The sequence below is a fragment of the Mesorhizobium sp. B2-8-3 genome (assembly GCF_006440815.1).
Classification (GTDB): domain Bacteria; phylum Pseudomonadota; class Alphaproteobacteria; order Rhizobiales; family Rhizobiaceae; genus Mesorhizobium.
The window spans coordinates 22273-44503 of the sequence record NZ_VFTW01000024.1; the positions used below are offsets into that span (position 1 = coordinate 22273).

Consider the following 22231-nt stretch of genomic DNA (forward strand, 5'->3'; position numbering starts at 1 on the left):
GGCCGTCTCGGTGCGGCCGTTCGATCACTTTCTATATTAGGACGTGTTTATAAGTTACATTAGGAATGTGTTAATAATACCGCACCGAGCCTCATTCTCGCCGCAAATGGTAGTATGGTCGCTCATGTCACGTACATCGTCCTCAAGTGATCAATTCACGCAGGTACAGATGGTGTGCGTGCGTAAATTAGAATGCGGAAATGCCTGTGTTTGCTTAGGGGCGCGGGTGGAATGAAAACAAAAAAAGACGCAATGAACTAAGGAACTGCTGTGCTTATACTAGATAGCACGCTCGGTGGCACGTCCACCGAGAGGGATGCGCTCAACTTTTATCCGGCTGCGGCTCAAACCGTTGAACTCCTTTCGCGCGTTGGTAGCGACACCGTTTATGGGCTCAAAGGCGAGCGCCTGACGAGCATTTCCGTCGACAAAAGTCGCCTTCGATGGTGGGTTCAACGTTGAGCTCGCTCGACCAGGATGTCTGGGGCGAGGACATCCAAATCTCCGCTACTTTGTAATCAGTCCGCGTTGTCTAGCTGCGAGTTTGAAATCCGTTCGCGTTGCCTGGCTGCGAGCTTGAAATCAGTTCGTTGCCTAGCTGCGAACATGCGACATGTCGCGCAGTTGGCGATGCGCGGCAGTGGAATTCTCTGTTTTCAACGCCAAAGAAGGATCACGGAATGGCTCTCTCCGCACCCGTAGGCTTTGCCTCTAGCGACCTCGTCTATCAGGAAAACTTCTCCGGTACGGCGCTCGGCAGCGATTGGCACACCTACATCACAAGCAAAGCCGCCAACGGCTGGCCATGGAATACCAACGGGTCGGGAGGAAGTACGCCGGGCGGCCCGTATAATGCCGATTACGATGTGCCGAGCCAGGTGTCCGTGAGCAACGGAACCTTGGATCTCACGGCGATCCGACAATCCATCAGCGGTGTCAATCAGGGGGGGACGGCACAGACATTCCCGGTCACGTCCGGCGCCGTCAGCAGCTACGGCAACTTCGAATTCAACGGGGGCTACCTTCAGATCAGTATGAAGGCGCCGAGCGGCGACGGCGCATGGCCGGGCCTTTGGCTGATGCCCGGCAATGGCTCGGGCAGCGGCGACAATTTCGAGCTCGATATACAGGAGGGTGGATTTACCGGTTCGGGACCGGCGGACCAGAATTTCTCCTGGCACCTCCACGGGCCGTCAGGGTGGGTCGGCGACACCATCGACAGCGGCATCGACCTCACGGCCGGCTTCCACACCTATGGCATCTACTGGGATCCTGGCAAATCGATCACCTGGTATCTCGACGGGAAGCAGATGGCGCAAGTGACCAGCGCACAGGTCGCGATCCCGGATGAACCGATGCAATTGATGATGAACAATGGGGTCGCGAATTCGAACGCGTCCGGATGGCATACGGCGCTGGATAGCTCGACCCCTTCGTCGATGCAGATGCAGATCGACCAGGTCCAGCTCTATCAAAAAGCGGGCAGCGGCGAGACCGTCACGGGTGCCAACGTCAGTCCCCAGACGATATCGTCAACCTCCACGACGCCGTCAACGACCCAGCCGGCAGTGACGCAGCCGGCAGTGACCCAGCCGGCGGTGACGCAGCCGGCAGTGACCCAGCCGGCAGTGACCCAGCCGGCAGTGACCCAGCCGGCGGTGACGCAGCCGGCAGTGACCCAGCCGGCGGTGACGCAGCCGGCAGTGACCCAGCCGGCGGTGACGCAGCCGGCAGTGACGCAGGTCGCCGCTTCACCGGCAACGGGGATCGAGCATACCGGCGATGCCATCACGTTGACGGTCGGCTTTAACAAGGCGGTGACCGTCACGGGTACGCCTGCACTGTCGCTCAATGACGGCGGAACGGCCAGCTATGTCGGCGGCTCGGGCACGAACGCGCTCACCTTCCGCACCACCGTCGCGCCGACGGACACGAATACCTCGGCGCTCGCCATTACCGGAGTCAATCTTCCGAGCGGCGCGAGCATCAAGGATGCATCTGGTATTGCGGCGAACCTCTCGGGCGCAGTGAAGACGTTCTCCGGTCTCCAGATCGATCCGGTCTTGCCGGCGGTGACGCAGGCCACAGCCTCGCCGGGAACCGGTACCGAGCACGTTGGAGACGCGGTCACGCTGACACTCGGCTTCAACGAGGCAGTGGCGGTATCGGGCACGCCGACGCTATCTCTCAACAATGGCGCGACCGCCACCTATGTGGGCGGCTCCGGAACGGGCGCGCTCAACTTTCGCACAACTGTCGCGTCGACGGACACCAATACCTCGGCGCTCGCCATCACCGGGGTCAATCTACCGAACGGTGCGAGCATCAAGGACGCGAGCGGTGTCGCTGCTAATCTTGCGGGCGCGGTGAAGACGTTCTCCGGTCTCCATGTCGCGACGTCATCGACAGCCCCATCGACCCCAACCACAACGCCAACGACGCCAACGACCCCAGCCACTCCAACCACCCCACCATCGATCGCGCCGGTCCTCACCATCGCGGATCCGACGCTCAACGTGAGCGGGCTGGGCGGTACGGTCGACCTAGGGGTCAAGGTGACAACGACCGACCCCAACGATGTCGTGACCGTGAAGGTGACGGGCTTGCCGAGGTACGAGAGGATCACCGACAAACTCGACGGCAAGACGTTTGCCGGCAAGAACATCACCTTGACGGCCGCGCAGGTCGACAGCGGATTGACGCTGCAATCGAACTATAAGGGCGCGGCTCATCCGGTGGCGACACTCACGCTGACTGCAACGGCGAAGGATCCGGTCACCGGCGCCGTCGCGACAGCCTCGCCACGGACCATCGCCGTAACGGATCCTCGGCCTTCGGCCACCACGACTTCGCCGCGGGTGATCGCCCAGACGGATCATGAGCATGCTCCCGCTACGTCGCTAGGGTCCTCGGCAACCCGGGGCCTTGCGCTGCTGCACGAGCATAAGAACCTGGTCGCCGGCCCCACTACGACCTTTGCGCCGCGAAACAGTGCCATGGCGGATCATCCGCTTGCGACCGGCACAGCCACGGCGTCCCTGGCAAGCCAGAGTTTTGCGGTGCTGAACCAGTATCTGGCCGGCCACTCGGGCCACGTCGACCCCGGTCAGATCGTGGCGTCCTTGTCGAATGGAGCCAACTGGAATCACGACTCGTACCTGACCAGACCGCAACATTGATCGCCTCCGCACCCAGGGGCTTCAGCGCCTGGGTGCGGCACCGTCAAGTTTGTGCTGAGAAGGAACATCGAACGCGGACGCGTATCCGCGAAGGGTTAAGCCGGAATGGCGATGCAGAACGAGAATGCCCACGCCGCAGACTTTGGATTTCGAGCCTTGGCTCTGTTCCTTCGCTTTCATGGCGTAAACGCTAAGCCCGACCAGATCCGCGATCGCTGTGGCGGCGGCGGTGCAATCGGCATCCGCGCGATGCTTCGTTGCGCCCGAGAGTTCGGGCTTAAGGTCGGTTCGCGCAAGACACGGTGGAAACAACTTGCGGGTATCCGGTTGCCCGGCATCGCTTCACTGCATGATGGCGGATTTCTGCTTCTCGGAAAGGTCAGCGACAAAGGCGCGGTTGTGCTGCATCCGCCCTCGTCAAATGCGAAGCTGATCACCCGCGCGGAATTCGAAGCAATCTGGGACGGCCGTTTGATCTTGGCTGGATCACAGAGCATTGCGCAGCGGGCGCTTCATGCCCTTATTGGCCGTGGGCGTGATCTGGCACGGCGCGCCTGCGATATCTTGATGCGTGCTCGTTTCGCCGATCAAGGCGATAAGGCCGCCCAGGCGGCGAGCACTGCATCTGAGAGCGGCGATGACTCAGGGCTCATCGCCTTGGCGATATTGCTGCGTTGCCATGGCATCGCGGCCGAGCCTGACCAAATCCGGCATCGCATGGGCGCGGCGCGAGTGGGTGTTACCGAAGTCCTGCGCTGTGCAAAAGATTTCGGACTCAAGGCTCGGGCACAGAGGACGAGCTGGAATCGGCTTGCGATTACTCCGCTGCCGGGAATCGCCGTGCTTCGGGACGGTGGATTCCTGATCCTCGGCAAAGTCGTCGACGACAAGCTCCTCGTTCAGCGCCCATCGTCGCCGCAACCCATTACAATGACCCGGGCCGAACTTGAGTCCATCTGGGACGGCGACATCATCCTGATGACCCGGCGCGCAGCCCTGACGGACCTGTCCCGGCGGTTTGACATCGGCTGGTTTCTCGGCGCGGTTCATAAGTACCGCCATCTTCTCGGCGAAGTGCTGATCGCGTCATTCTTCCTTCAGATCTTTGCCCTCATCTCGCCGCTGTTTTTCCAGGTGGTCATCGACAAGGTGCTCGTGCATCGAAGCATGAGCACGCTCGACGTCCTGGTCGCGGGCCTTATCGCGCTGACCGTTTTCGAAACTGTTCTCGGCACGCTGCGCGTCTATCTGTTCGCGCACACGACGAACCGCATCGACGTCGAGCTCGGCGCCCGGCTGTTTCGTCACCTGATGGCGTTGCCGATCGCATATTTCCAGACACGCCGCGTCGGGGATTCAGTCGCACGCGTCCGCGAGCTCGAGAATATCCGGCAGTTCCTGACGAGCTCGGCGCTCACGCTTGTGATCGATCTCATCTTCACCGTCGTTTTCATTGCGGTGATGTTCTATTACACGACTCCGTTGACGCTGATCGTCCTGTCGTCGTTCCCATTCTACATCGGCATTTCTGCGGGAGCTGCGCCGCTGTTTCGCCGGCGCCTTGATGAGAAGTTCGATCGCGGCTCGGAGAATCAAGCTTTCCTGGTCGAGACCGTCACGGGCGTCGAGACGCTGAAGGCCATGGCGGTCGAGCCGCAGATGCAGCGCCGCTGGGAGGAGCAGCTCGCCGCCTATGTGACCGCAAGCTTCCGCGTGCTCAGCCTGAACAATACGGCGAGCCAGGCGGTGCAGATGATCAACAAGCTGGTCGTCGCCGCAACCCTTTACTTCGGCGCCAAGCTCGTGATCGGCGGCGGCCTGACCGTCGGCGAACTCGTCGCATTCAATATGCTGGCCGCGCGCGTGAGCATGCCTGTGCTGCGGCTCGCGCAGATCTGGCAGGATTTCCATCAGGCCCGCCTGTCGATCGATCGTCTCGGCGATATCCTCAACACCATTCCCGAGCCAAGCTTCAATCCCGGCCGCGCCGCACTGCCGGCGATCCGCGGGCAGGTGACATTCGAGCACGCGACTTTCCGCTACCGAGTCGACGGCCCCGAGGTGCTGCACGATGTATCGTTCAGCGTCGAGTCCGGTCAGGTCATCGGCATCGTGGGCTCCTCGGGCTCGGGCAAGAGCACCATCGCCAAGCTGATACAGCGGCTCTATGTGCCGGAGAGTGGACGCGTGCTGGTCGATGGCGTCGATCTGGCGATGGTCGACCTAACCTGGCTTCGACGCCAGATCGGCGTAGTCTTGCAAGAGAACGTGCTCTTCAACCGATCCATTCGCGAGAACATCGCGCTCGCTGATCCGGCTATGCCCATGGAGCGCGTCATTGCAGCGGCCTCGCTTGCCGGCGCTCACGATTTCATCCTGGAGCTGCCCGAGGGCTATGACACCATCGTGGGCGAACGCGGCAGCAGTCTTTCCGGCGGGCAACGCCAGCGTGTCGCAATCGCCCGGGCACTCATTACCGATCCGCGCATCCTCATCCTCGATGAGGCGACCAGCGCCCTGGATTACGAAAGCGAGCGCGCCATTCAGCAGAACATGAAACGAATTTCTGCCGGCCGAACCGTCTTCGTCATCGCTCATCGGCTCTCGACCGTGCGCCACGCGAACCGGATCATCACGATCGAGCATGGACGCATCGTCGAGGATGGCACCCATGATGACCTAATCCGCTCGAACGGGCGCTACGCAAACCTACACTATCTGCAAGCTGGCATCCATGACGTCCGCTAGCCGAAACATCGTCCCATTTCCGAGAGCCCAAGTTCGCCGCCGGGAGCACGAAGTTGCGTTCCTGCCGGCAGCGCTCGAAATCACCGAAACGCCGCCGTCACCGATCGGCCGCGCGATCGCGGCGAGTATCGTCGCTGTCTTCTGCGTCGCGCTGGTGTGGGCATCGTTGGGCAGCATCGATATCGTCGCAACCGCGACGGGCAAGATCGTGCCAGACGGGCGCAGCAAGCTGATTCAGCCATTCGAGACGGGCGTTGTCCGCGCCATCAACGTACGCGATGGACAGAGCGTGAAGGCCGGCGACGTGCTGATCGAGCTGGACCCGACCATGACGGAAGCCGACCAGGAGCGCCAGAAAAGCGATCTTCTTTCGGCCGAACTCGACGTCGCCCGGCTGCGCGCGGCGCTCGCGGAGGATCCGCTCGCTGCCTTCCGGCCGCCGCAGGGCGCGGGCGCCGGGGAGATCGAGATGCATCGTCAATTTCTGATCAGTCAGGTCGGCGAACAGAACGCCAAGCTCGCGGAGATCGAGCGCCAGCAGAATCAGAGGGAAGCAGAACGATCGACTACGTTGGCAAGCGTCGCGAAGCTCCAGGCGACGACGCCGGTGCTGCAGGAGCGAGTCGACATTCGCAAGAAGCTCGTCGACAACGCGCTTGCTTCGAAGGTCGACTATCTCTCCGAGTATCAGGAGTTGGTCGGCCTTCAGCAGGATCTCAACCTGCAGCAGAGCCGGCTGCGCGAAGCCGATGCAGCCATCGCGGTGCTAAGGGAGACGAAGGAAAAGACCGCCGCGGAGTATCGGCGCGCGACCTATGACGCACTCGCGAAAGCCGACCAAAGGGTTGAGAGTGCCGAGCAGGAGGAGATCAAGGCAGAGCAGCGCACGAAGCTCCAACGATTGACCGCGCCGGTCGACGGCGTCGTGCAACAACTCGCCATTCACACGGTGGGAGGCGTGGTTACGCCTGCTCAGCCACTGGCCGTGGTGGTTCCGAGCGAGAGCCATCTCGAAATCGAGGCCATGCTCTCCAACCGAGATATCGGATTCGTCCACCCGGGACAGAAGACGGAAATCAAGGTCGACACATTCAACTTCACCCGCTACGGACTTCTTCATGGAGAAGTGCTCAGCGTGTCACCGGACGCCATACCTCGCGAGAGGCAGAGCGATTCGAACGACCGCGTATCGGGCGCAGAGCAGAGCGACAGTGAGCCGAGGGGTCAGGAACTGGAATATGCCGCACGCGTTTCGCTTGACCGTGCGTACATGCAGGTGGACGACAAGCTCGTCAAGCTCGGTCCGGGCATGGCGGTGACGATCGAGATCAAGACCGGCGCGCGCAGTATCATCGGCTACTTTCTCTCGCCGCTGGCGAAATACAAGCAGGAAGCGCTGCGAGACCGTTAAAAAGCGCACGAGACATCCTTGCGGCCGTCGGCAGGCATGCTTCAATTGTATGAGGGGGGTGAACCGGGGCATTTGGGCTACCCCCAATTCATGAAGAGAGCCTGGGCCCGGCTGCATGTTAGGATCGTACCGCACGCAATTGCGGATCAGAAACCGTGACGCTCAACATAGTCGGCCAGGCCAAGTCGAACACAGTCGCCTTCGAAACCAGTGCTCTCATCAGGGCCACTGGCTTCCGGGAATACGACGCGCGTTGGTGGTTCGGGCATCCGGGCTCCGAGCAAGAGCCCGAGCGCAACTTGATGGAGGTACAGGCGCTCGGCATGGGGCCCGGCACCATGATCCATCGAATGGGCGTAGGCCCTGACATCGTCACCGGCCATGACTTCCGCGGTTATTCCGTGGCGTTCCGGGCTCTCGATTCTGTCCTGCGCTGCAATCCAGAAATCGGCGCCTACAATCAGACATTCTGAGAGGAACTGGACCATGCCGGGCCGGATCGTATGTTTTGTCATGAGCGGGGGCGTTGGTTCACGGCTTTGGCCGCTCTCGCGCGAAGACAATCCCAAGCAATTCCACGACCTTTCCGGCGACGGATCCATGCTTGCGAAGACCGTCCGGCGTCTCAAGGCCCGGCCCGGAGGTGAGACCCCAATCTACCTGATAGCGTCCGAGCGGCATGCCGATCGCGTTATTTCCGACATCGGTCCACTCGGCTTGGACGGCGGCAGACCGATTTTTGAGCCAGTTGGCCGCAATACCGCCGCGGCAGTCGCTATAGCCACCCTGCAAACGATCTTCGAGCATGGCGGTGACGCGCTTGTGCTCGTGGTCCCCTCCGATCATGAGATATCAACCGAGGCGCAATTCTGGGAAACGGTCGAGGTGGGCCGGCCTGTGGCCGAGTCAGGACGCCTTGTCATATTCGGCATCAGGCCGACACATCCGGAAACCGGGTACGGTTACATCGAGGTTGCGGCAAATGCCGACGGCGTGGCCGCCGTTGCGCGCTTTGTCGAGAAGCCCAATGCCGAGACAGCTCGCCAATATGCGTCGTCGGGAAGGTTCTATTGGAACGCCGGCATCTTCCTGTTTCGCGCAGACACGATGCGGCGAGCATTTCTCGAGTTCCGGCCAGACATCTGGGACAGCGCCGAACGGGCCCATAAGACCGCACGGGACGACGTTTCGGGCATCTACCTGCCACAGAGTTTCTACTCGGCTGTCCCGTCGACCTCGATCGATTACGCCGTCATGGAGCATGCCCACGATACCGCGATGGTTACGGCCTCCTTCCGCTGGAATGATCTTGGATCGTGGCAGTCGCTGCTCGAAGCCAGCCCGACCGACAGCGACGGCAACGTCGCGATGGGGGACGTCGTCGCGATGGACTGCAGCAGTTCCTACCTTCGAAGCCAGGGCAGGCTGCTGACCGTCATTGGAATGAAGGATGTAGCCGTGGTGGCAACGCCAGACGCGGTATTCGTCGCCCCCGTCAGCCACAGCCAGAACGTCAAGAAGGTTGTCGAACAGTTGGAGAAGAGCGGACGACTCGAGACCAAGTTAACAGCGTCGGAAGACCGGGTCATCGTCAGCGGGTCATGGCGCAAGCGCGTCGAGCACTGGCTTTTCAACGAAACCCTGCCGGTGTGGTCCACTGCAGGCGTTGACGACGTGTATGGCGGATTCCATGAGTCGCTCGGTTTTGACGCGAGGCCGCTACGCAAGCCCAAGCGCACGCGGACGATGGCTCGTCAGATCTACGCTTTCGCGGTGGCCAAGGAACGCGGTTGGCCTGGACCCGCCGACAAACTTATCAACCACGGGATCGACTTCATCGCGAAATACGGTCGCACCGACCGCGGCGGCTGGGTACGCACCCTAAATTGCAACGGCAGCGTGGCTGACCCGGCGGAGGATGCCTACGACCAAGCCTGCGTGCTGCTGGCGCTTGCCCATGCTCATCGATGCGGCCACCAGGACGCCCTGCGGCTTGCACAAGAGACATTTCATTTCATCGACACGCATCTCGAGGACGGCAGCCTGAACGGCTTCCTCGAGAGCCCCGTCTGGAGCGGGGCGCGGTTCTCGAACCCGCACATGCACATGCTGGAATCCTTCCTTGCCTGGCATGGGGTCACGGGCGAGCGCGCATATCTGCGTCGCGCGGCACGCGTCATCGATCTCTTCCGATGCCATTTCTTCGACCAGGAGAGCTGGACAGTTGGAGAACGCTTCGACGTCGATTGGCTGCCGTTGCCGGGGGACGATGGACAGTGGACCGAACCAGGGCACCATTTCGAATGGGCCTCTCTCCTCGTCGATTTCGCGCGGGCGAGCGGCCAGAAGGACTTGGTAGCATATGCGAGAAAGCTCTATTCCTCGGCGGTTGCCAGCGGTTTGAACCGGGCCACGGGTCTGGCCTATGCAGCCGTCTCGCGCCACGGACTGCCCCTCGACCGGCTTTCGCGAAGCTGGCCGCAATGCGAGGCGATCAAGGCGGCCGTTGCCCTTGATGGTATTGGCGGGCCTGATTTGAAACCCGAGATCGAAGCGCGCGTCGCCCGGCTCTTCAGATGGCATATCGATCCCGCACCGCTTGGCTTATGGGTCGACAGGATTGATGAGCGCGGAAGGTCAGTGGCGACGGAGGTCCCCGCGAGCATCTTCTACCACCTGGTCACGGCGTTGATGCAGTATCTGGACAAGACCGGGGGACAGGTCGAAGCTTTCCCGCTGCCGGTTTCGGAAGTAGGCAAGTCCTCGCTTAGGCAGGTCTACGCCTGACTTGACGGTTCGTCATGCGGAACGCGGCGGGTAGCTTGGCCGTGACAATGGATTCGCTGGGTCGGCTCTGGTCTATTTGTCAGAGAACGCATTGCCCACGCTGCGTGCACGGCCATATAGGCAGGACGCGACTTAAAAGCGCGTCGCGCTGAAGCGGATTCAGGCGCTTTAAGGCTTTGTTTTCATGCATGTCGTTATCGCAAAACCGCTGCACACTTTGCGCGACACGCATTAGTCAGACGTAATCCAAGGCACAAACCTTGGCGGCTGGCGCTCATTGTTTGCGCAGGAATTCAAGTAGCCTTGGCCGAGCTGAGACTGACGCAACAAAGCATCCTTTTGGCTAAATTAGCAATTTCATGAATAGGGACTAAAGGTCGTTCTAGCCGGCACCGCCCAAAACGCTGGTCAGGCCCAGCGGCCGTCCAAGTCACCCCCGCGCCTGCTGGGCCGCTCCTTAACCCGCCGGCTATTGAAATTGCCGTATCAACTGAACGAGCGACAAACCGTTTGACGGCTGCAAAAAGCTCGAAGCGGTGATCTGATCCGCAAACCGTCCTGTATGCACGCCGTTGCCGCCGTTTACCGCATGCATCGATCGCAGGCATTCCGGCCTCATGTAACGGAGCTATGTGTGGGGAAGCCAGGTCGAGGAGCAGGAAACGTTGGAAGGTGGACAGAAGCGACAATCGGAAATTCGTTAGCAACATAAGTGACTTAGCGAATAGCCCGATGGTACCGTTGGCTGGGATCGAACCAGCGACCTCCGGATCCACAATCCGGCGCTCTAACCAGCTGAGCTACAACGGCGCGCTTGCCTGAGTTGGATCGAGGAAGCTTCTTTCTCCGCGATCCGCTCTGTCGTTCGGCGATGCGTCAAATACGGGCTATCGGATTCTAATTCAAGGGCTTTGATAAGGGAAAGGACGGGTTTCCTCATCCGCCGTTGTCAAGGCAAAAGAAAAGGCCGGCGGGAGGAGGTGCCGGCCTTTTCCTGTTACGAGCCAGCGGGAGGAGGTGCTGGCTGGTCACCCCGGAAACGGAGGGAGGAGGTTCCATCCCCGGGTATCTGGTTGTTCAACCCTATCGCACGACTATTTGTCTGACGAAATGCGACGTTTTGATGCATCGCAGGGTTGTGCGCGAAAATCAGGCAGCCTTGGCGTCCTTCATCGCCTTCTCAAAGGCGCTCTTTACCGGCTTGGAGACGTCCTCGACCGCCTTGGTGGTAACGGCCTGGAACTCCTTGGCCTGCTCGACGGCCATTTCGACGCGCTTGCGCAGGAAGGAGGTCTGCAGCTCGACGACTTCCGAAAGGGTCTTGGCGCCGACCAGGGCTTCGAGGTGCGAGAAGCTGGCCTCGGCATTGGCGCGCAGCGCGGCGATGGCCTTCAGCGAAACGTCGCTGGAAACGGTCTTGGCGGTCTCGTAGGTCGACTCCAGAACCTTCTGGGTCTCCTCGGCGCCGGTCTTCAGCTTCGCATAGGCTTCCTTCGACTGCTCGACGCCCTTCTCGGCGAAGGCGCGGATCTGGTCGGTGGCCTTGGAAGCATCGAAGCTCGGGAATTCGACGTTTTCGATGGTCTCGGCGGTCTTGGCAGTGGTCTTGGACATTTTCCAACCTTTCGGGGCAGCGGCTTTGACAGAAAGCCGTCTCGTTCATGTATGATGGCAATATAAAGGGTTTTTTGTGCATTGCAATATCTTTGTTGCACCGCACCATAAAATCTTCCCCGACGTCAGCCATAGGGCCGTTAACCAAGAGCCCAGAGATTTCGACCCATGCAAGCCTAGGCTTGTGGACCTTGGGGCCACAGGCTTTTATTAACAAAGCGTTAACTGAAAAAATGCCCGCTCCGGAGGGTTGGCCAGCGCATGCCGCCTGAAAACTACTCCTTCCTCGACGTTGCCGTACTCGACGCGGTGCGCCAGCGCTTTGCCGCCGGCGACGCGCTGGCCATTTTATCGACCGACCTCGAACAGGTGATCTGGGCGAACGGACCGGGGGCGTCGATGTTCGGCTATCCGGATATCGAGGCCATCATCGGCGCCTCAGCGCGGCTGCCGTTGGTCGCGCGCCGGCAGATCATGGCGACCAGCGGCTTTCCCAACATCGGCAGCGATCGCGCCATCACGGTGAGGCTGGCCACCGGCATGGTGAGCCGCGCAGCCGGCTTCCTGGCCAGCGCAGTGACGATGCCGGACGGCGAGACGGCAATCATGCTGGCGGTGCCGGCGGCGCAGATCAGTTCGCGCAGCGCCGGCGAAATCGCCAGCCGTGCAATCGGCGGCTTTACCGAGGCCGGGCATTTCATTGCCTTCGTCGACGCCCAAGGCGATGTCGAAGCAGCCTCGGACGGCTTTGCGGCGCTCGGCATCGAGCCGCGGACGCTGGCTGCCCTGGTTGCGGATGTGGCAAGCAGCGGCGACCGCGTCGTCAAACGCCTCGTGCCGGGCACCAACACCTCCTATCCGGCCGGGTTTGCACGGCTCACCGATACGCGCCATCTGCTGGTGGTGATCGACGAGGACCAACTCGACGACTCCGATGGCGGCCAAGACGATCAGCCAGTCGCCGACCAGGGCGATCAGACCGGCGATCAGCAAGTTGCGGCGCCCGAGGCGGTTAGCGCCCCGCCGCCAGGTGAAAGCCCGGCAATCGAGCCCGAGCCTCAGCCTGTCCAGGACAACCCAATGCCTATCGTGGCGGCTGGCGAAGGGGCCGAGCCAACGCCGGAGTCTCCCGACGGCGACGCACGGCCCGACGCGGAGAGCCGGACCCCGGCGCGCCAGCGGTCTACCCGGACCGACCATCAGGCCGACGCCGCCGACACCAGCCGGCAGGCCGCCGATGCCCGCGCCGGCCAGCACGATCATTGGTACTTCAATGCCGGCAACGAGGACACCGGACATGCTCAACCGGCAGCGCCGGCGGAGGACGCACCGGAGGGCGCCGCCACGGCCAAAGGTCAAGGGCAGGATGACGGCGAAACCGCCGCACGCGAAACCGCCACACCCGCCCAGCCGACCCCGCCCCGCGACATCGACCGCTCCGCGCCGCCATTGCGCTTCGTCTGGCGCACCGACGCCGAAGGCCGGTTCAGCGCGCTGTCGCCCGAATTCGCCGACATCGTCGGCCCGCCTGCCGCCGATGTGATCGGCCGCCGCTTCAAGGATGTTGCAGCCACTTTCGGCCTCGACGCCTCGGGCGAGATCGCCGGCCTGCTCGACCGGCGCGATACCTGGTCCGGCCGCTCGGTGCTATGGCCGGTGGCCGGAACCGGCCTGAAGATCCCCGTCGATCTGGCGGCGCTGCCCGTCTATGGCCGCAGCCGCGCCTTCGAGGGGTTTCGCGGCTTCGGCGTCGCGCGCAGCGCCGACGCCGTGGCCGATCCGGAGGCGCTTGGCATGGCCCTGGTGCCGAATGCCGCACCAGCCGGAGCCGCTGCTGCCGGGGCCGAGCCGTCGGTCGAGCAGCCAGGCTCGGAACAGACCGAACAGCCGAAGCCTGAAGACCCCTTCCAGGGCGAAGTGCCGGCATTGACCATCGTACCGAAGCCGGAGCGGCGCTTTGCCGACAAGGTGATAAGGCTGGCCGAGCATCGCCAGCCGGCCAACGACAAGCAGCCGGGAAGCGACACGCCGGCAAATCCGAGGAGCCTGTCGATCCTCGAGCGCAGCGCCTTCCGCGAGATCGGCGAGCGGCTGCGCAAGGACAGTTCCGCCCCTGCCGAGGAACGCGCCGCCGAAGCCGACAAGCAGCCAGATGCGGCCGCCGCCGGCGAGGGCGCGGCGACGGTGAAGGAACCGGCCAACGAAGCGAAGGCCGACGCAAACCAGCCGCTTGCGCCCGACACAACGGAGGACGACGGTTCCGAGCGGGAAGCGAGCTTGGCATCCGCAGCGCAAGCCCCGGAAGCCGATGACGCGAAGGCCGATGCGGAGACCGCGGAAGCGGAGACCGAAGCGGAAGACCAGGAAGACCTGGCGCGGCTCAATGGCATCGATGGCGCCGCCGAGGCAGACGACACCGGCCAGGCCGAGACCTCGGCGGTTTCCGGCTCGCTGCTCAACTTTGCCGATGGCGAGAAACCCACGGAAGACGCCGGCGTCGCGCCGGTTTCCCAGCCCGAGCAGGCAGAGGGCACCCGTCAGGCCGACGAATCTGCTTCCACGGAACCGCGGCAGCCGGTCGAACAGCCTGAGGCAGAGCCGGTCGCGGCCGGGCAGTCCGGCCCCGATGCGACGGCCGACGACGACAGCATGACCGCCGACGATTTCCTCGATGCGCAAGACAATGAGGATTGGGCAGGCTCCGACGCGAATACCGCGGCGGCGGCGGAAGAACAGCCGGCAGCGCCGGCGCGGCCGCGCCTCGACGTGCCGCCGCTCAAACTGTCGGGTTTCGTACCGTCCGCTTTTTCGACCGGAGAGGAAGCCAAGGCGCCCGATACACCCATCCTCGCCAGGCTGCCGGTGCCGCTGCTCATCCATTCGGGCGACGTGCTGCATTATGCCAACGAAGCCTTCCTCGAACTCACCGGCTACGGTGCGCTGGACGACCTCGCGGATGCGGGCGGCCTGGGCGCGCTCTTCGCCGATCCATATGCCGAGGACACCGCGGCGGACGAAAGCGACCACTCGCTGAAGCTCAAGACCCGCAACGGCCAGGAATTCCCGATCGATGCGCTGCTGCGCTCAGTGCCGTGGCGCGGCGGCAAGGCGCTGATGCTGGTGGTGCGGCGTTCCGGCGAGGACGACGCGGCGCATTTCACCGCCGCCAATGACGAACCGGCGCTGCAGCCGGACGTGCCGGAACTGAAGTCGCGCATTGCGGAAATGCGCACCATCATCGACACCGCCACGGACGGCGTCGTGCTGATCGGCCGCGACGGCGACATCCGCTCGATCAGCCGGCCGGCGGAGGCGCTGTTCGGTTTCGACAGCGACGAGGTCGCCGGCAAGCCCTTTGCCTCGCTGTTCGCCATCGAGAGCCAGCGCGCGGCGCGCGACTATCTCGCCGGCCTTTCGGAGCCGGGGGTGGCGAGCGTCTTGAATGACGGTCGCGAGGTCATCGGCCGCGAGGCGCAGGGACGTTTCATTCCGCTGTTCATGACCATCGGCCGGCTGCCCAACGACAGCGGCTTCTGCGCCGTGGTGCGCGACATCACGCAATGGAAGCGTGCCGAGGAAGACCTGACGCAAGCGCGCGCGGTGGCCGAGCGCGCCTCCTCGCAGAAGACGGATTTCCTGGCCCGCATCAGCCATGAGATCCGCACCCCGCTCAACGCCATCATCGGCTTTTCCGAGCTGATGGTGGACGAGAAATTCGGCCCGATCACCAACGACCGCTATCGCGACTACCTGCGCGACATCAACCGCTCGGGCAACCATGTGCTCGACCTCGTCAACGACCTGCTCGACATCTCGAAGATCGAGGCCGGTCAGCAGGAGATGGATTACGAGGCGGTGTCGCTCAACGACACGCTGGCCGAGACGGTGGCGATGATGCAGCCGCAGGCCAATCGCGAACGCGTCATCATCCGCTCCAGCTTCGCCTCGCGACTGCCGGAAGTGGTGGCGGACCTGAGAAGCGTGCGCCAGATCGCCCTGAACGTCCTGTCCAACGCCATCCGCTACACCCAGGCCGGCGGCCAGGTGATCGTCTCGACCGCTTACGAAGCCTCGGGCGATGTCGTCATGCGCGTGCGCGACACCGGCATCGGCATGACCCAGGCCGAGATCGAGCAGGCGCTGAAACCGTTCAAGCAGATCAACGCGTTGAAGCGCGGACGCGGCGACGGCACTGGCCTTGGCCTGCCCCTCACCAAGGCCATGGTGGAGGCGAACCGCGCCCGTTTCGCCATCACCTCGACGCCTGGCGAAGGAACCCTGGTCGAGGTCGCCTTCCCGTCGACCCGCGTGCTCGCGGAGTAACCTGCCGACGAGCCGCGCCAAAGAAAAAGGCGTCCTGGGGGACGCCTTGAGAAATGGGATGCTGTCACAACGGGGGCTTGAGCTGAACCTCAGGGACGAGGAACGGGATTTCTCCCTCAAGTTACACGCGACTATCGGGGTCGTCCCTTAACAAGTCCTTACCGGGTGTCAAAAAAATTTACGAATGTGTACCATCCGTGAAATCTAGGTAAATTCGCCGGACAGATTTCGTTAACCACGGCATGCCGTCAGCCCGCAAGCTGCGGCAGGTCGCGGAACAGCTCCAGCGCCTCGGGATTGGCGAGCGCTTCCTTGTTCTTCACAGTGCGGCCGTGGACCACGTCGCGCACCGCGAGCTCGGTGATCTTGCCCGACTTGGTGCGCGGGATGTCTGTGACGGCGACGATCCTGGCCGGCACGTGACGCGGGCTGGCGCCGGTGCGGATCCTGGCGCGGATGCGCTTTTCCAGATCCTCGTTGAGGGTCACGCCAGCAGCCAGCCGCACAAACAGCACGACGCGCACGTCGTTGTCGAAATCCTGGCCGATGCAGAGCGCCTCGAGGATTTCCGGCATCTGCTCGACCTGGTTGTAGATCTCGGCCGTACCGATCCTGACCCCGCCCGGATTGAGCGTGGCGTCGGACCGGCCGTGGATGATCATGCCGCCATGGGCGGTCCATTCGGCGAAGTCGCCATGGCACCAGACATTGTCGAAACGCTCGAAATAGGCCGCGTGATATTTCTTGCTTTCGGGGTCGTTCCAGAAACCGATCGGCATCGACGGGAAGGCCCTGGTGCAGACAAGCTCGCCCTTCTCCTGCCGGATCGGCTTGCCGTCGTCGTCCCACACGTCGACCGCCAGGCCAAGGCCTGGGCCCTGGATCTCGCCGCTCCAGACCGGCTCGGTCGGCACGCCGAGCACGAAGCAGGACACGATGTCGGTGCCGCCCGAGATCGAGGCCAGATGCACGTCCTTCTTGATCCCGTCATAGACGAAGCGGAAGTCCTCCGGCGACAATGGCGAGCCGGTGGAAGAGATGGTGCGCACGCTCGACAGATCGTGGCTCGCGATCGGCTTCAGACCGGCCTTGCGGACCGAATCGATGAATTTGGCCGAGGTGCCGAAATAGGTCATCTTCTCGGCATCGGCGAAATCGAACAGCACATTGCCGTCGGGGTAGAAGGGCGAGCCGTCATAGAGCAAAAGCGTCGCGCCGGAGGCGAGGCCCGAGACCAGCCAGTTCCACATCATCCAGCCGCAGGTGGTGAAGTAGAACAGGCGATCGCCGTCGAGCAGGCCGGCATGCAGCCGGTGCTCCTTGACGTGCTGGATCAGCGTGCCGCCGGCCGAATGCACGATGCATTTCGGGATACCGGTCGTGCCCGAGGAGAACAGGATGTAGAGCGGATGGGCGAAGGGCAGCCGCTCGAAGCTGACAGTCCTGGCGGCAAAGGGCGAAAGCGCCTCTTCGAGCGCGGCTGCCTTGTCGATGGTGGCGGCGACATCGCTCGAGGTGCCGAGATAGTCGACGATGAGCACCTTGCGCACGCTCGAGAGTTTCTCGGCCACGGCGCGCACCTTGTCGGCCACCTCGATCGCCTTGCCGTTGTACCAATAGCCGTCCGGCGCGATGAAGACGACCGGCTCGATCTGGCCGAAACGGTCGAGCACGCCCTGCTCGCCGAAATCGGGAGAGCATGACGACCAGACGGCGCCGATCGAGCTTGCCGCCAGCATCGCCGCGATCGTCTCGGGCATATTCGGCATCATGGCGGCGACGCGGTCGCCGGCCTTGACGCCGAGCGACAGGAAGAGCTGCTGCAGCCGCGAAATCAGCGCATGGAGCTCGTTCCAGGAGAGCCGCCGCTCGACCTTGTCCTCGCCGCGGAAGACGATGGCCGGGCCGCCGCCGGTCTTCTGCAAAAGGTTCTCGGCGAAATTGAGCCTAGCGTCGGGAAAGAAGCTGGCGCCGGGCATCTTCTGGCCGTCGACGAGGTGCCGCTCGCCCTTGTCGCCGACAAGCCCGCAGAAATCCCAGACCAGGCTCCAAAAGGCTTCGCGGTCGTCGATCGACCAGCGATGGAGTTCGGCATAGCCGGAGAACGACAACTCGGCCTTCGCTTGCGCGGCCTTCATGAACGCGGTCAAAGGCGCTGCGTCGATCCGCTCCTGCGTCGGGGTCCACAAAGGTGTGTCGGCAGCCATGATCGCTCCTCCCAAAGCGCGTCGCGTTCGAGCCAATTAAACTCATCGTCGCATCTGCCATCGTCCCAGAAACGGCGCGCGATTGCGGATCGGGATCGTGCAGACCGCTTATGCATATTGCAGCGCAGCAGAGCAAGATTTTGTTCGGAATAGCCACGGCTGTCGCTGCGCAAATGCCATCGCAAGGCCATAAAGACTTGAAAAGCGTCGGCGCTCGGTTACACCCGTCGGGCGATTTTGTCGGCAATGAAAGCATACGGGGCGAAATGCCATCATCTCTGATCCGGCGCGGGGTGTGGGCGATCGGCCTTGCCGTGCTTATCATCACGCTCGCGGTCGCGGCGCTGCCGCTGATTGCCTCGACCCGCATCGTGCGCGACCGCATCGCCTGGGAATTGAGCGCCTGGAGCGGCTTCAGGGTGACGATCGACGGCTCGCCGCGCATCGAGGTGTGGCCGAAGTTCCGCGCCATCCTCAGCGACGTGACGCTGTCGCAATGGACCGAGACCGACGCGCCGCCGGTGGTCGAGGCCGATCGCGTGGAAGTCGATCTGTCCGCCATGGCGGCCTTGCAGGGCAACGTCGCCTTCTCGACCGCGAGGCTGGTGCGCCCGACGATCAGGGTCCAGCGCATGGCGAGCGGCTTCTATCTGCCGCCGCTTCCGACCGGGGGGCGCATCACGCGCTCGATCGATACCGCGCGCGGCGTGGTCACCGCCAACCCGCAGAAGCCGGATCTCGGGAAATTGCCGTCCGATCCGTTCGGCACCGTCGAGTTCCGCGATGGCCGCGTGGTGACTTCGGTCGACGGCAAGGACGCCGAAGTCCTGAGCAGCCTGAACGGCCAGGTGAACTGGGAGGCGATGAACAGCGAAGCATCGCTGACCGCGACCGGGATCTGGCGCGGCGAAAGCGTGCAGCTCGATTTCTCCTCGACGAAACCGCTGGTGCTTTTTGCCGGGGGAGCCGCGCCCGTCACCCTTTCCTTCAAGGCGGCGCCTGCGACATTCTCCTTCGACGGAACGGCCTCGATGTCGGACAATGCCTATCTGGACGGCCAGGCGAAGTTCGCCGCGCCGTCGCTGCGGCGCGTGCTGGAGTGGTCGCAGGCAGGCATCGCGCCCGGTGCTGCTATCGGCGCGGTCTCGATCGCCAGCAAGGTGAACGCGTCGGCGGGGCGTGCGAAATTCGAGAACACCACCGTCACGCTCAACAACAATCCGGGCATGGGAGCGCTGGATTTCTCCTTCGCCGAGGGCAGTCCGGTGATAGCCGGCACGCTCGCCTTCGACACGCTGGACCTGAGATCCTTCCTGTCGGCTTTCACGCCTGTCGCGCCCACCGGCGAGGCCGGCCCGGGCGACATCGACACGAGCTTCGCCGACCGCATCAACCTCGACCTCAGGCTGTCGGCGGCCCATGCCACGGTGGGACCGATCCAGCTTGCCGACGTCGCGGCCACCGCACAGGTCAAGAACGGCCTTGCCGTCTTCGACATATCCGACGCGTCGGCCTTCAACGGCAACATCCAGAGCAGCCTGCGTTTCGACCGCAAGCCGGAAGGCACGCAGGTCGAGATGCGGCTCCTGGCATCGGATGTGGATACGGGAGCCTTTGCCACAGCGGCGGGAATGACGCGGCTGGTGCCGGCTGGCACCGGGACGGTGTCGATCATCCTCAAGGGACCGGGCAAGGCCTGGAACTCTATCTTCGAGAATGCCGACGGATCGTTCTCGGCGACTTTCGGGCCGGGCACGCTCAACGGGCTCGACCTGCCGGCCTTCCTCAAGCGCAACCAGCAAGGCGGCTTCTTCGCGCTCGATGACGTCGCCAATGGCTCGCTGCCGATCGACGGCGCCGAGATCAAGGCGAGCATTTCGAAGGGAGTGGCGCGCCTCGACAAGGCCGAGATCAATTCGCAAAAATACAAGATCTGGCTATCCGGCATCGCCTCCTATGTCGGACGCGGGCTGGCGCTTTCGGGCGGAGTGGTACCCAACGGGCAGCCGGCACAGCAGCCCCAGGCCAACGGCCAAGCGGCCAGTCCGGCTCCCGCGCCGCCGAGCCAGTCGCTGTTCTTCGTCGGCGGCAACTGGAGCGCGCCGTTCATATCGCCGATCGCTCCCGGCGTTTCGGGCCAGTAGATGCGGGGGCGCAAAGCGCCCTCGCTCCTATCACTCAACCGCGCTGCGCGGCCTGCTCGTCGAGCTGGCGCTGGATCTCGCGGCGCTTGTTGGCTATCGAGGCGATGATGACGCCGATCGCCACCACCGCGATCAGGATGGTGCAGGCGGCGTTGATTTCCGGCGTCACGCCGAGGCGCACCTGGCTGTAGATCTTCATCGGCAGCGTGGTGGCGCCGGGACCCGAGGTGAAGCTCGCGATGACCAGATCGTCCAGCGAGAGCGTGAAGGCCAGCATCCAGCCGGAGATGATCGCCGGCAGGATGACCGGCAAGGTGATCTGGAAGAAGGTCTTCACCGGCGGCGCGCCGAGATCCATCGCCGCCTCCTCCAGCGAACGGTCGAAGGAGACCAGCCGCGACTGCACGACGACGGCGACGAAGCACATTGTGAGCGTGATGTGGGCGAGCGTGACCGTGAGGAAGCCACGGTCAAGGCCGACAGCGACGAAGAGCAGCAGGAGCGACAGCCCGGTGATGACTTCCGGCATGACCAGTGGCGCAAACACCATGCCGGAAAACAACACCCTGCCGCGGAAGCGCGTGAAGCGCGTCAAGGTCAGCGCGGCCAGCGTGCCGAGCACGGTCGCCACCGTCGCCGAGATGACGCCGACGCGCGCGGTCACCCAGGTGGCGTCCATCAGGCCCTGATTGTGGAACAGCGACACGTACCATTTGGTCGAGAAGCCGCCCCAGACGGTGACGAGCTTCGATTCGTTGAAGGAAAAGACGATCAAAAGCACGATCGGCAGATAGAGGAAGGCAAAGCCCAGCACGATTGAGGTGATGTTGAAGCGGCTCCAGGTCGAGTTCATCTGCCCTGCTCCTGTGCCTTGGCCTGCGCCTGCTGGAAGAACATGATCGGGATGGTCAGCACCAGAAGCAGGATGACGGCCACCGCCGATGAGACCGGCCAGTCGCGGTTGGAGAAAAATTCGTTCCAGAGCGTCTTGCCGATCATCAGCGTCTGCGAGCCGCCGAGGAGGTCGGGAATGACGAACTCGCCGACCGCCGGGATGAACACCAGCAGGCAGCCGGCGACGACGCCGGGCAGCGACAGCGGGAAGGTGATCTTCCAGAAGGCGCCGGTCGGCGGACAGCCGAGGTCCTGCGCGGCCTCGATCAGCGAATAATCCATCTTCTCCAGCGAGGAATAGAGCGGCAGCACCATGAAAGGCAGGTAGGAATAGACGATGCCGATGAAGATCGCCGTGTAGGTGTTGAGGATCACCAGCGGCTGGCTGATCAGGCCCGTGGCGAGCAGGACCTGGTTGAGCAGGCCCTCGGGCTTCAGGATACCGATCCAGGCATAGACGCGGATCAGAAACGAGGTCCAGAACGGCAGGATCACCAGCATCAGTAGGGTCGGACGGATCGTCGCCGGCGCCCGCGCCATGCCGTAGGCGATCGGATAGCCGACGATCAGGGTAAGTATCGTCGAGATTCCGGCGATGATCAGGCTCGTCACATAGGCGTTGAAATAGAGCGCGTCCTGAGTGAGCCAGGTGTAGTTATCGAAGTTGAGCTCGCGGACGCCCGCGAAAAATCCCGAAACGCCATCCTTGAAGCCGAGCACCGGCGTATAGGGAGGCATCGAGATCGCCGTCTGCGACAGCGAAATCTTGAAGACGATGATGAAGGGAACGAGGAAGAAGAACAGCAGCCAGAGATAGGGGACGATGATGACGAGGCGGTTGACGAAGCCTTTCGCCAGCCTCGCCGGCAGTGTTGTGGTTTCAGTCGATGGAGCGGCAGTCGCTGCGATATCCGTCATCTCAGC

At 63.0% G+C, this 22231-nt stretch carries 10 protein-coding genes, 1 tRNA gene and 1 pseudogene; 7 read left to right on the forward strand and 5 right to left on the reverse strand.

Annotation, left to right across the window (positions count from 1 at the left end; translation table 11 throughout):
- The first annotated feature begins 680 nt into the window (after positions 1 to 680).
- The 5 genes and pseudogenes from FJ418_RS25905 to FJ418_RS25925 all read left to right on the forward strand — a co-directional run bounded on the left by FJ418_RS25905 (position 681) and on the right by FJ418_RS25925 (position 10125).
- A complete protein-coding gene (locus tag FJ418_RS25905) occupies positions 681 to 3179 on the forward strand; it encodes a glycoside hydrolase family 16 protein (RefSeq protein ID WP_140870505.1) in 2499 nt (832 codons plus the stop codon).
- A gap of 105 nt (positions 3180 to 3284) precedes the next feature.
- A complete protein-coding gene (locus FJ418_RS25910) occupies positions 3285 to 5927 on the forward strand; it encodes a type I secretion system permease/ATPase (RefSeq protein ID WP_181167094.1) in 2643 nt (880 codons plus the stop codon).
- Positions 5914 to 7338 (forward strand): HlyD family type I secretion periplasmic adaptor subunit, encoded by a 1425-nt coding sequence (locus FJ418_RS25915; RefSeq protein WP_140870508.1) that lies wholly within the window; start codon positions 5914 to 5916, stop codon positions 7336 to 7338. The genes FJ418_RS25910 and FJ418_RS25915 overlap by 14 nt, the downstream gene beginning before the upstream one ends.
- A gap of 155 nt (positions 7339 to 7493) precedes the next feature.
- Positions 7494 to 7769: pseudogene (locus tag FJ418_RS25920) on the forward strand (phosphomannomutase/phosphoglucomutase); the annotation flags it as partial.
- A 55-nt stretch (positions 7770 to 7824) separates the two neighbouring features.
- Positions 7825 to 10125: an AGE family epimerase/isomerase gene (locus tag FJ418_RS25925; RefSeq protein WP_140856109.1), complete on the forward strand. Its 2301-nt coding sequence runs from the start codon at positions 7825 to 7827 to the stop codon at positions 10123 to 10125.
- A 733-nt stretch (positions 10126 to 10858) separates the two neighbouring features.
- Here the strand turns inward: FJ418_RS25925 and FJ418_RS25930 are convergent.
- Positions 10859 to 10935 (reverse strand) — tRNA-His (locus FJ418_RS25930).
- Positions 10936 to 11274: 339 nt separating this feature from the next.
- Positions 11275 to 11739, reverse strand: coding sequence for a phasin (locus FJ418_RS25935; RefSeq protein WP_140655391.1), 465 nt, complete (start codon positions 11737 to 11739; stop codon positions 11275 to 11277).
- A gap of 261 nt (positions 11740 to 12000) precedes the next feature.
- On the opposite strand from FJ418_RS25935, the gene FJ418_RS25940 reads away from it, so the two are divergent.
- Positions 12001 to 16062 (forward strand): PAS domain S-box protein, encoded by a 4062-nt coding sequence (locus tag FJ418_RS25940; protein WP_140870514.1) that lies wholly within the window; start codon positions 12001 to 12003, stop codon positions 16060 to 16062.
- 248 nt (positions 16063 to 16310) lie between these two features.
- Here the strand turns inward: FJ418_RS25940 and FJ418_RS25945 are convergent, their stop codons facing one another.
- Entirely contained in the window at positions 16311 to 18269 is a 1959-nt protein-coding gene (locus tag FJ418_RS25945; protein WP_140870516.1) for an acetoacetate--CoA ligase, read from the reverse strand.
- A 266-nt stretch (positions 18270 to 18535) separates the two neighbouring features.
- Between FJ418_RS25945 and FJ418_RS25950 the strand changes: the two genes are divergently transcribed.
- Positions 18536 to 20413, forward strand: a complete 1878-nt coding sequence (locus tag FJ418_RS25950) for an AsmA family protein (RefSeq protein ID WP_140870519.1) — start codon at positions 18536 to 18538, stop codon at positions 20411 to 20413.
- A 34-nt stretch (positions 20414 to 20447) separates the two neighbouring features.
- On the opposite strand, the gene FJ418_RS25955 is transcribed toward FJ418_RS25950, so the two are convergent.
- Both FJ418_RS25955 and FJ418_RS25960 read right to left on the reverse strand, forming a co-directional pair.
- Positions 20448 to 21266 (reverse strand): ABC transporter permease subunit, encoded by an 819-nt coding sequence (locus FJ418_RS25955; RefSeq protein WP_140643701.1) that lies wholly within the window; start codon positions 21264 to 21266, stop codon positions 20448 to 20450.
- Positions 21263 to 22225 (reverse strand): ABC transporter permease subunit, encoded by a 963-nt coding sequence (locus FJ418_RS25960; RefSeq protein ID WP_140870522.1) that lies wholly within the window; start codon positions 22223 to 22225, stop codon positions 21263 to 21265. Before FJ418_RS25960 ends, FJ418_RS25955 begins: the two co-directional genes overlap by 4 nt.
- Positions 22226 to 22231: the final 6 nt, after the last annotated feature.

Coding starts and splice junctions, on each gene's coding strand:
- FJ418_RS25935 (WP_140655391.1), bottom strand. CDS start 11,739: ATGTCCAAGACCACTGCCAAGACCGCCGAGACCATCGAAAACGTCGAA.
- FJ418_RS25950 (WP_140870519.1), top strand. CDS start 18,536: ATGCCATCATCTCTGATCCGGCGCGGGGTGTGGGCGATCGGCCTTGCC.
- FJ418_RS25925 (WP_140856109.1), top strand. CDS start 7,825: ATGCCGGGCCGGATCGTATGTTTTGTCATGAGCGGGGGCGTTGGTTCA.
- FJ418_RS25955 (WP_140643701.1), bottom strand. CDS start 21,266: ATGAACTCGACCTGGAGCCGCTTCAACATCACCTCAATCGTGCTGGGC.
- FJ418_RS25910 (WP_181167094.1), top strand. CDS start 3,285: ATGGCGATGCAGAACGAGAATGCCCACGCCGCAGACTTTGGATTTCGA.
- FJ418_RS25905 (WP_140870505.1), top strand. CDS start 681: ATGGCTCTCTCCGCACCCGTAGGCTTTGCCTCTAGCGACCTCGTCTAT.
- FJ418_RS25945 (WP_140870516.1), bottom strand. CDS start 18,269: ATGGCTGCCGACACACCTTTGTGGACCCCGACGCAGGAGCGGATCGAC.
- FJ418_RS25940 (WP_140870514.1), top strand. CDS start 12,001: ATGCCGCCTGAAAACTACTCCTTCCTCGACGTTGCCGTACTCGACGCG.
- FJ418_RS25960 (WP_140870522.1), bottom strand. CDS start 22,225: ATGACGGATATCGCAGCGACTGCCGCTCCATCGACTGAAACCACAACA.
- FJ418_RS25915 (WP_140870508.1), top strand. CDS start 5,914: ATGACGTCCGCTAGCCGAAACATCGTCCCATTTCCGAGAGCCCAAGTT.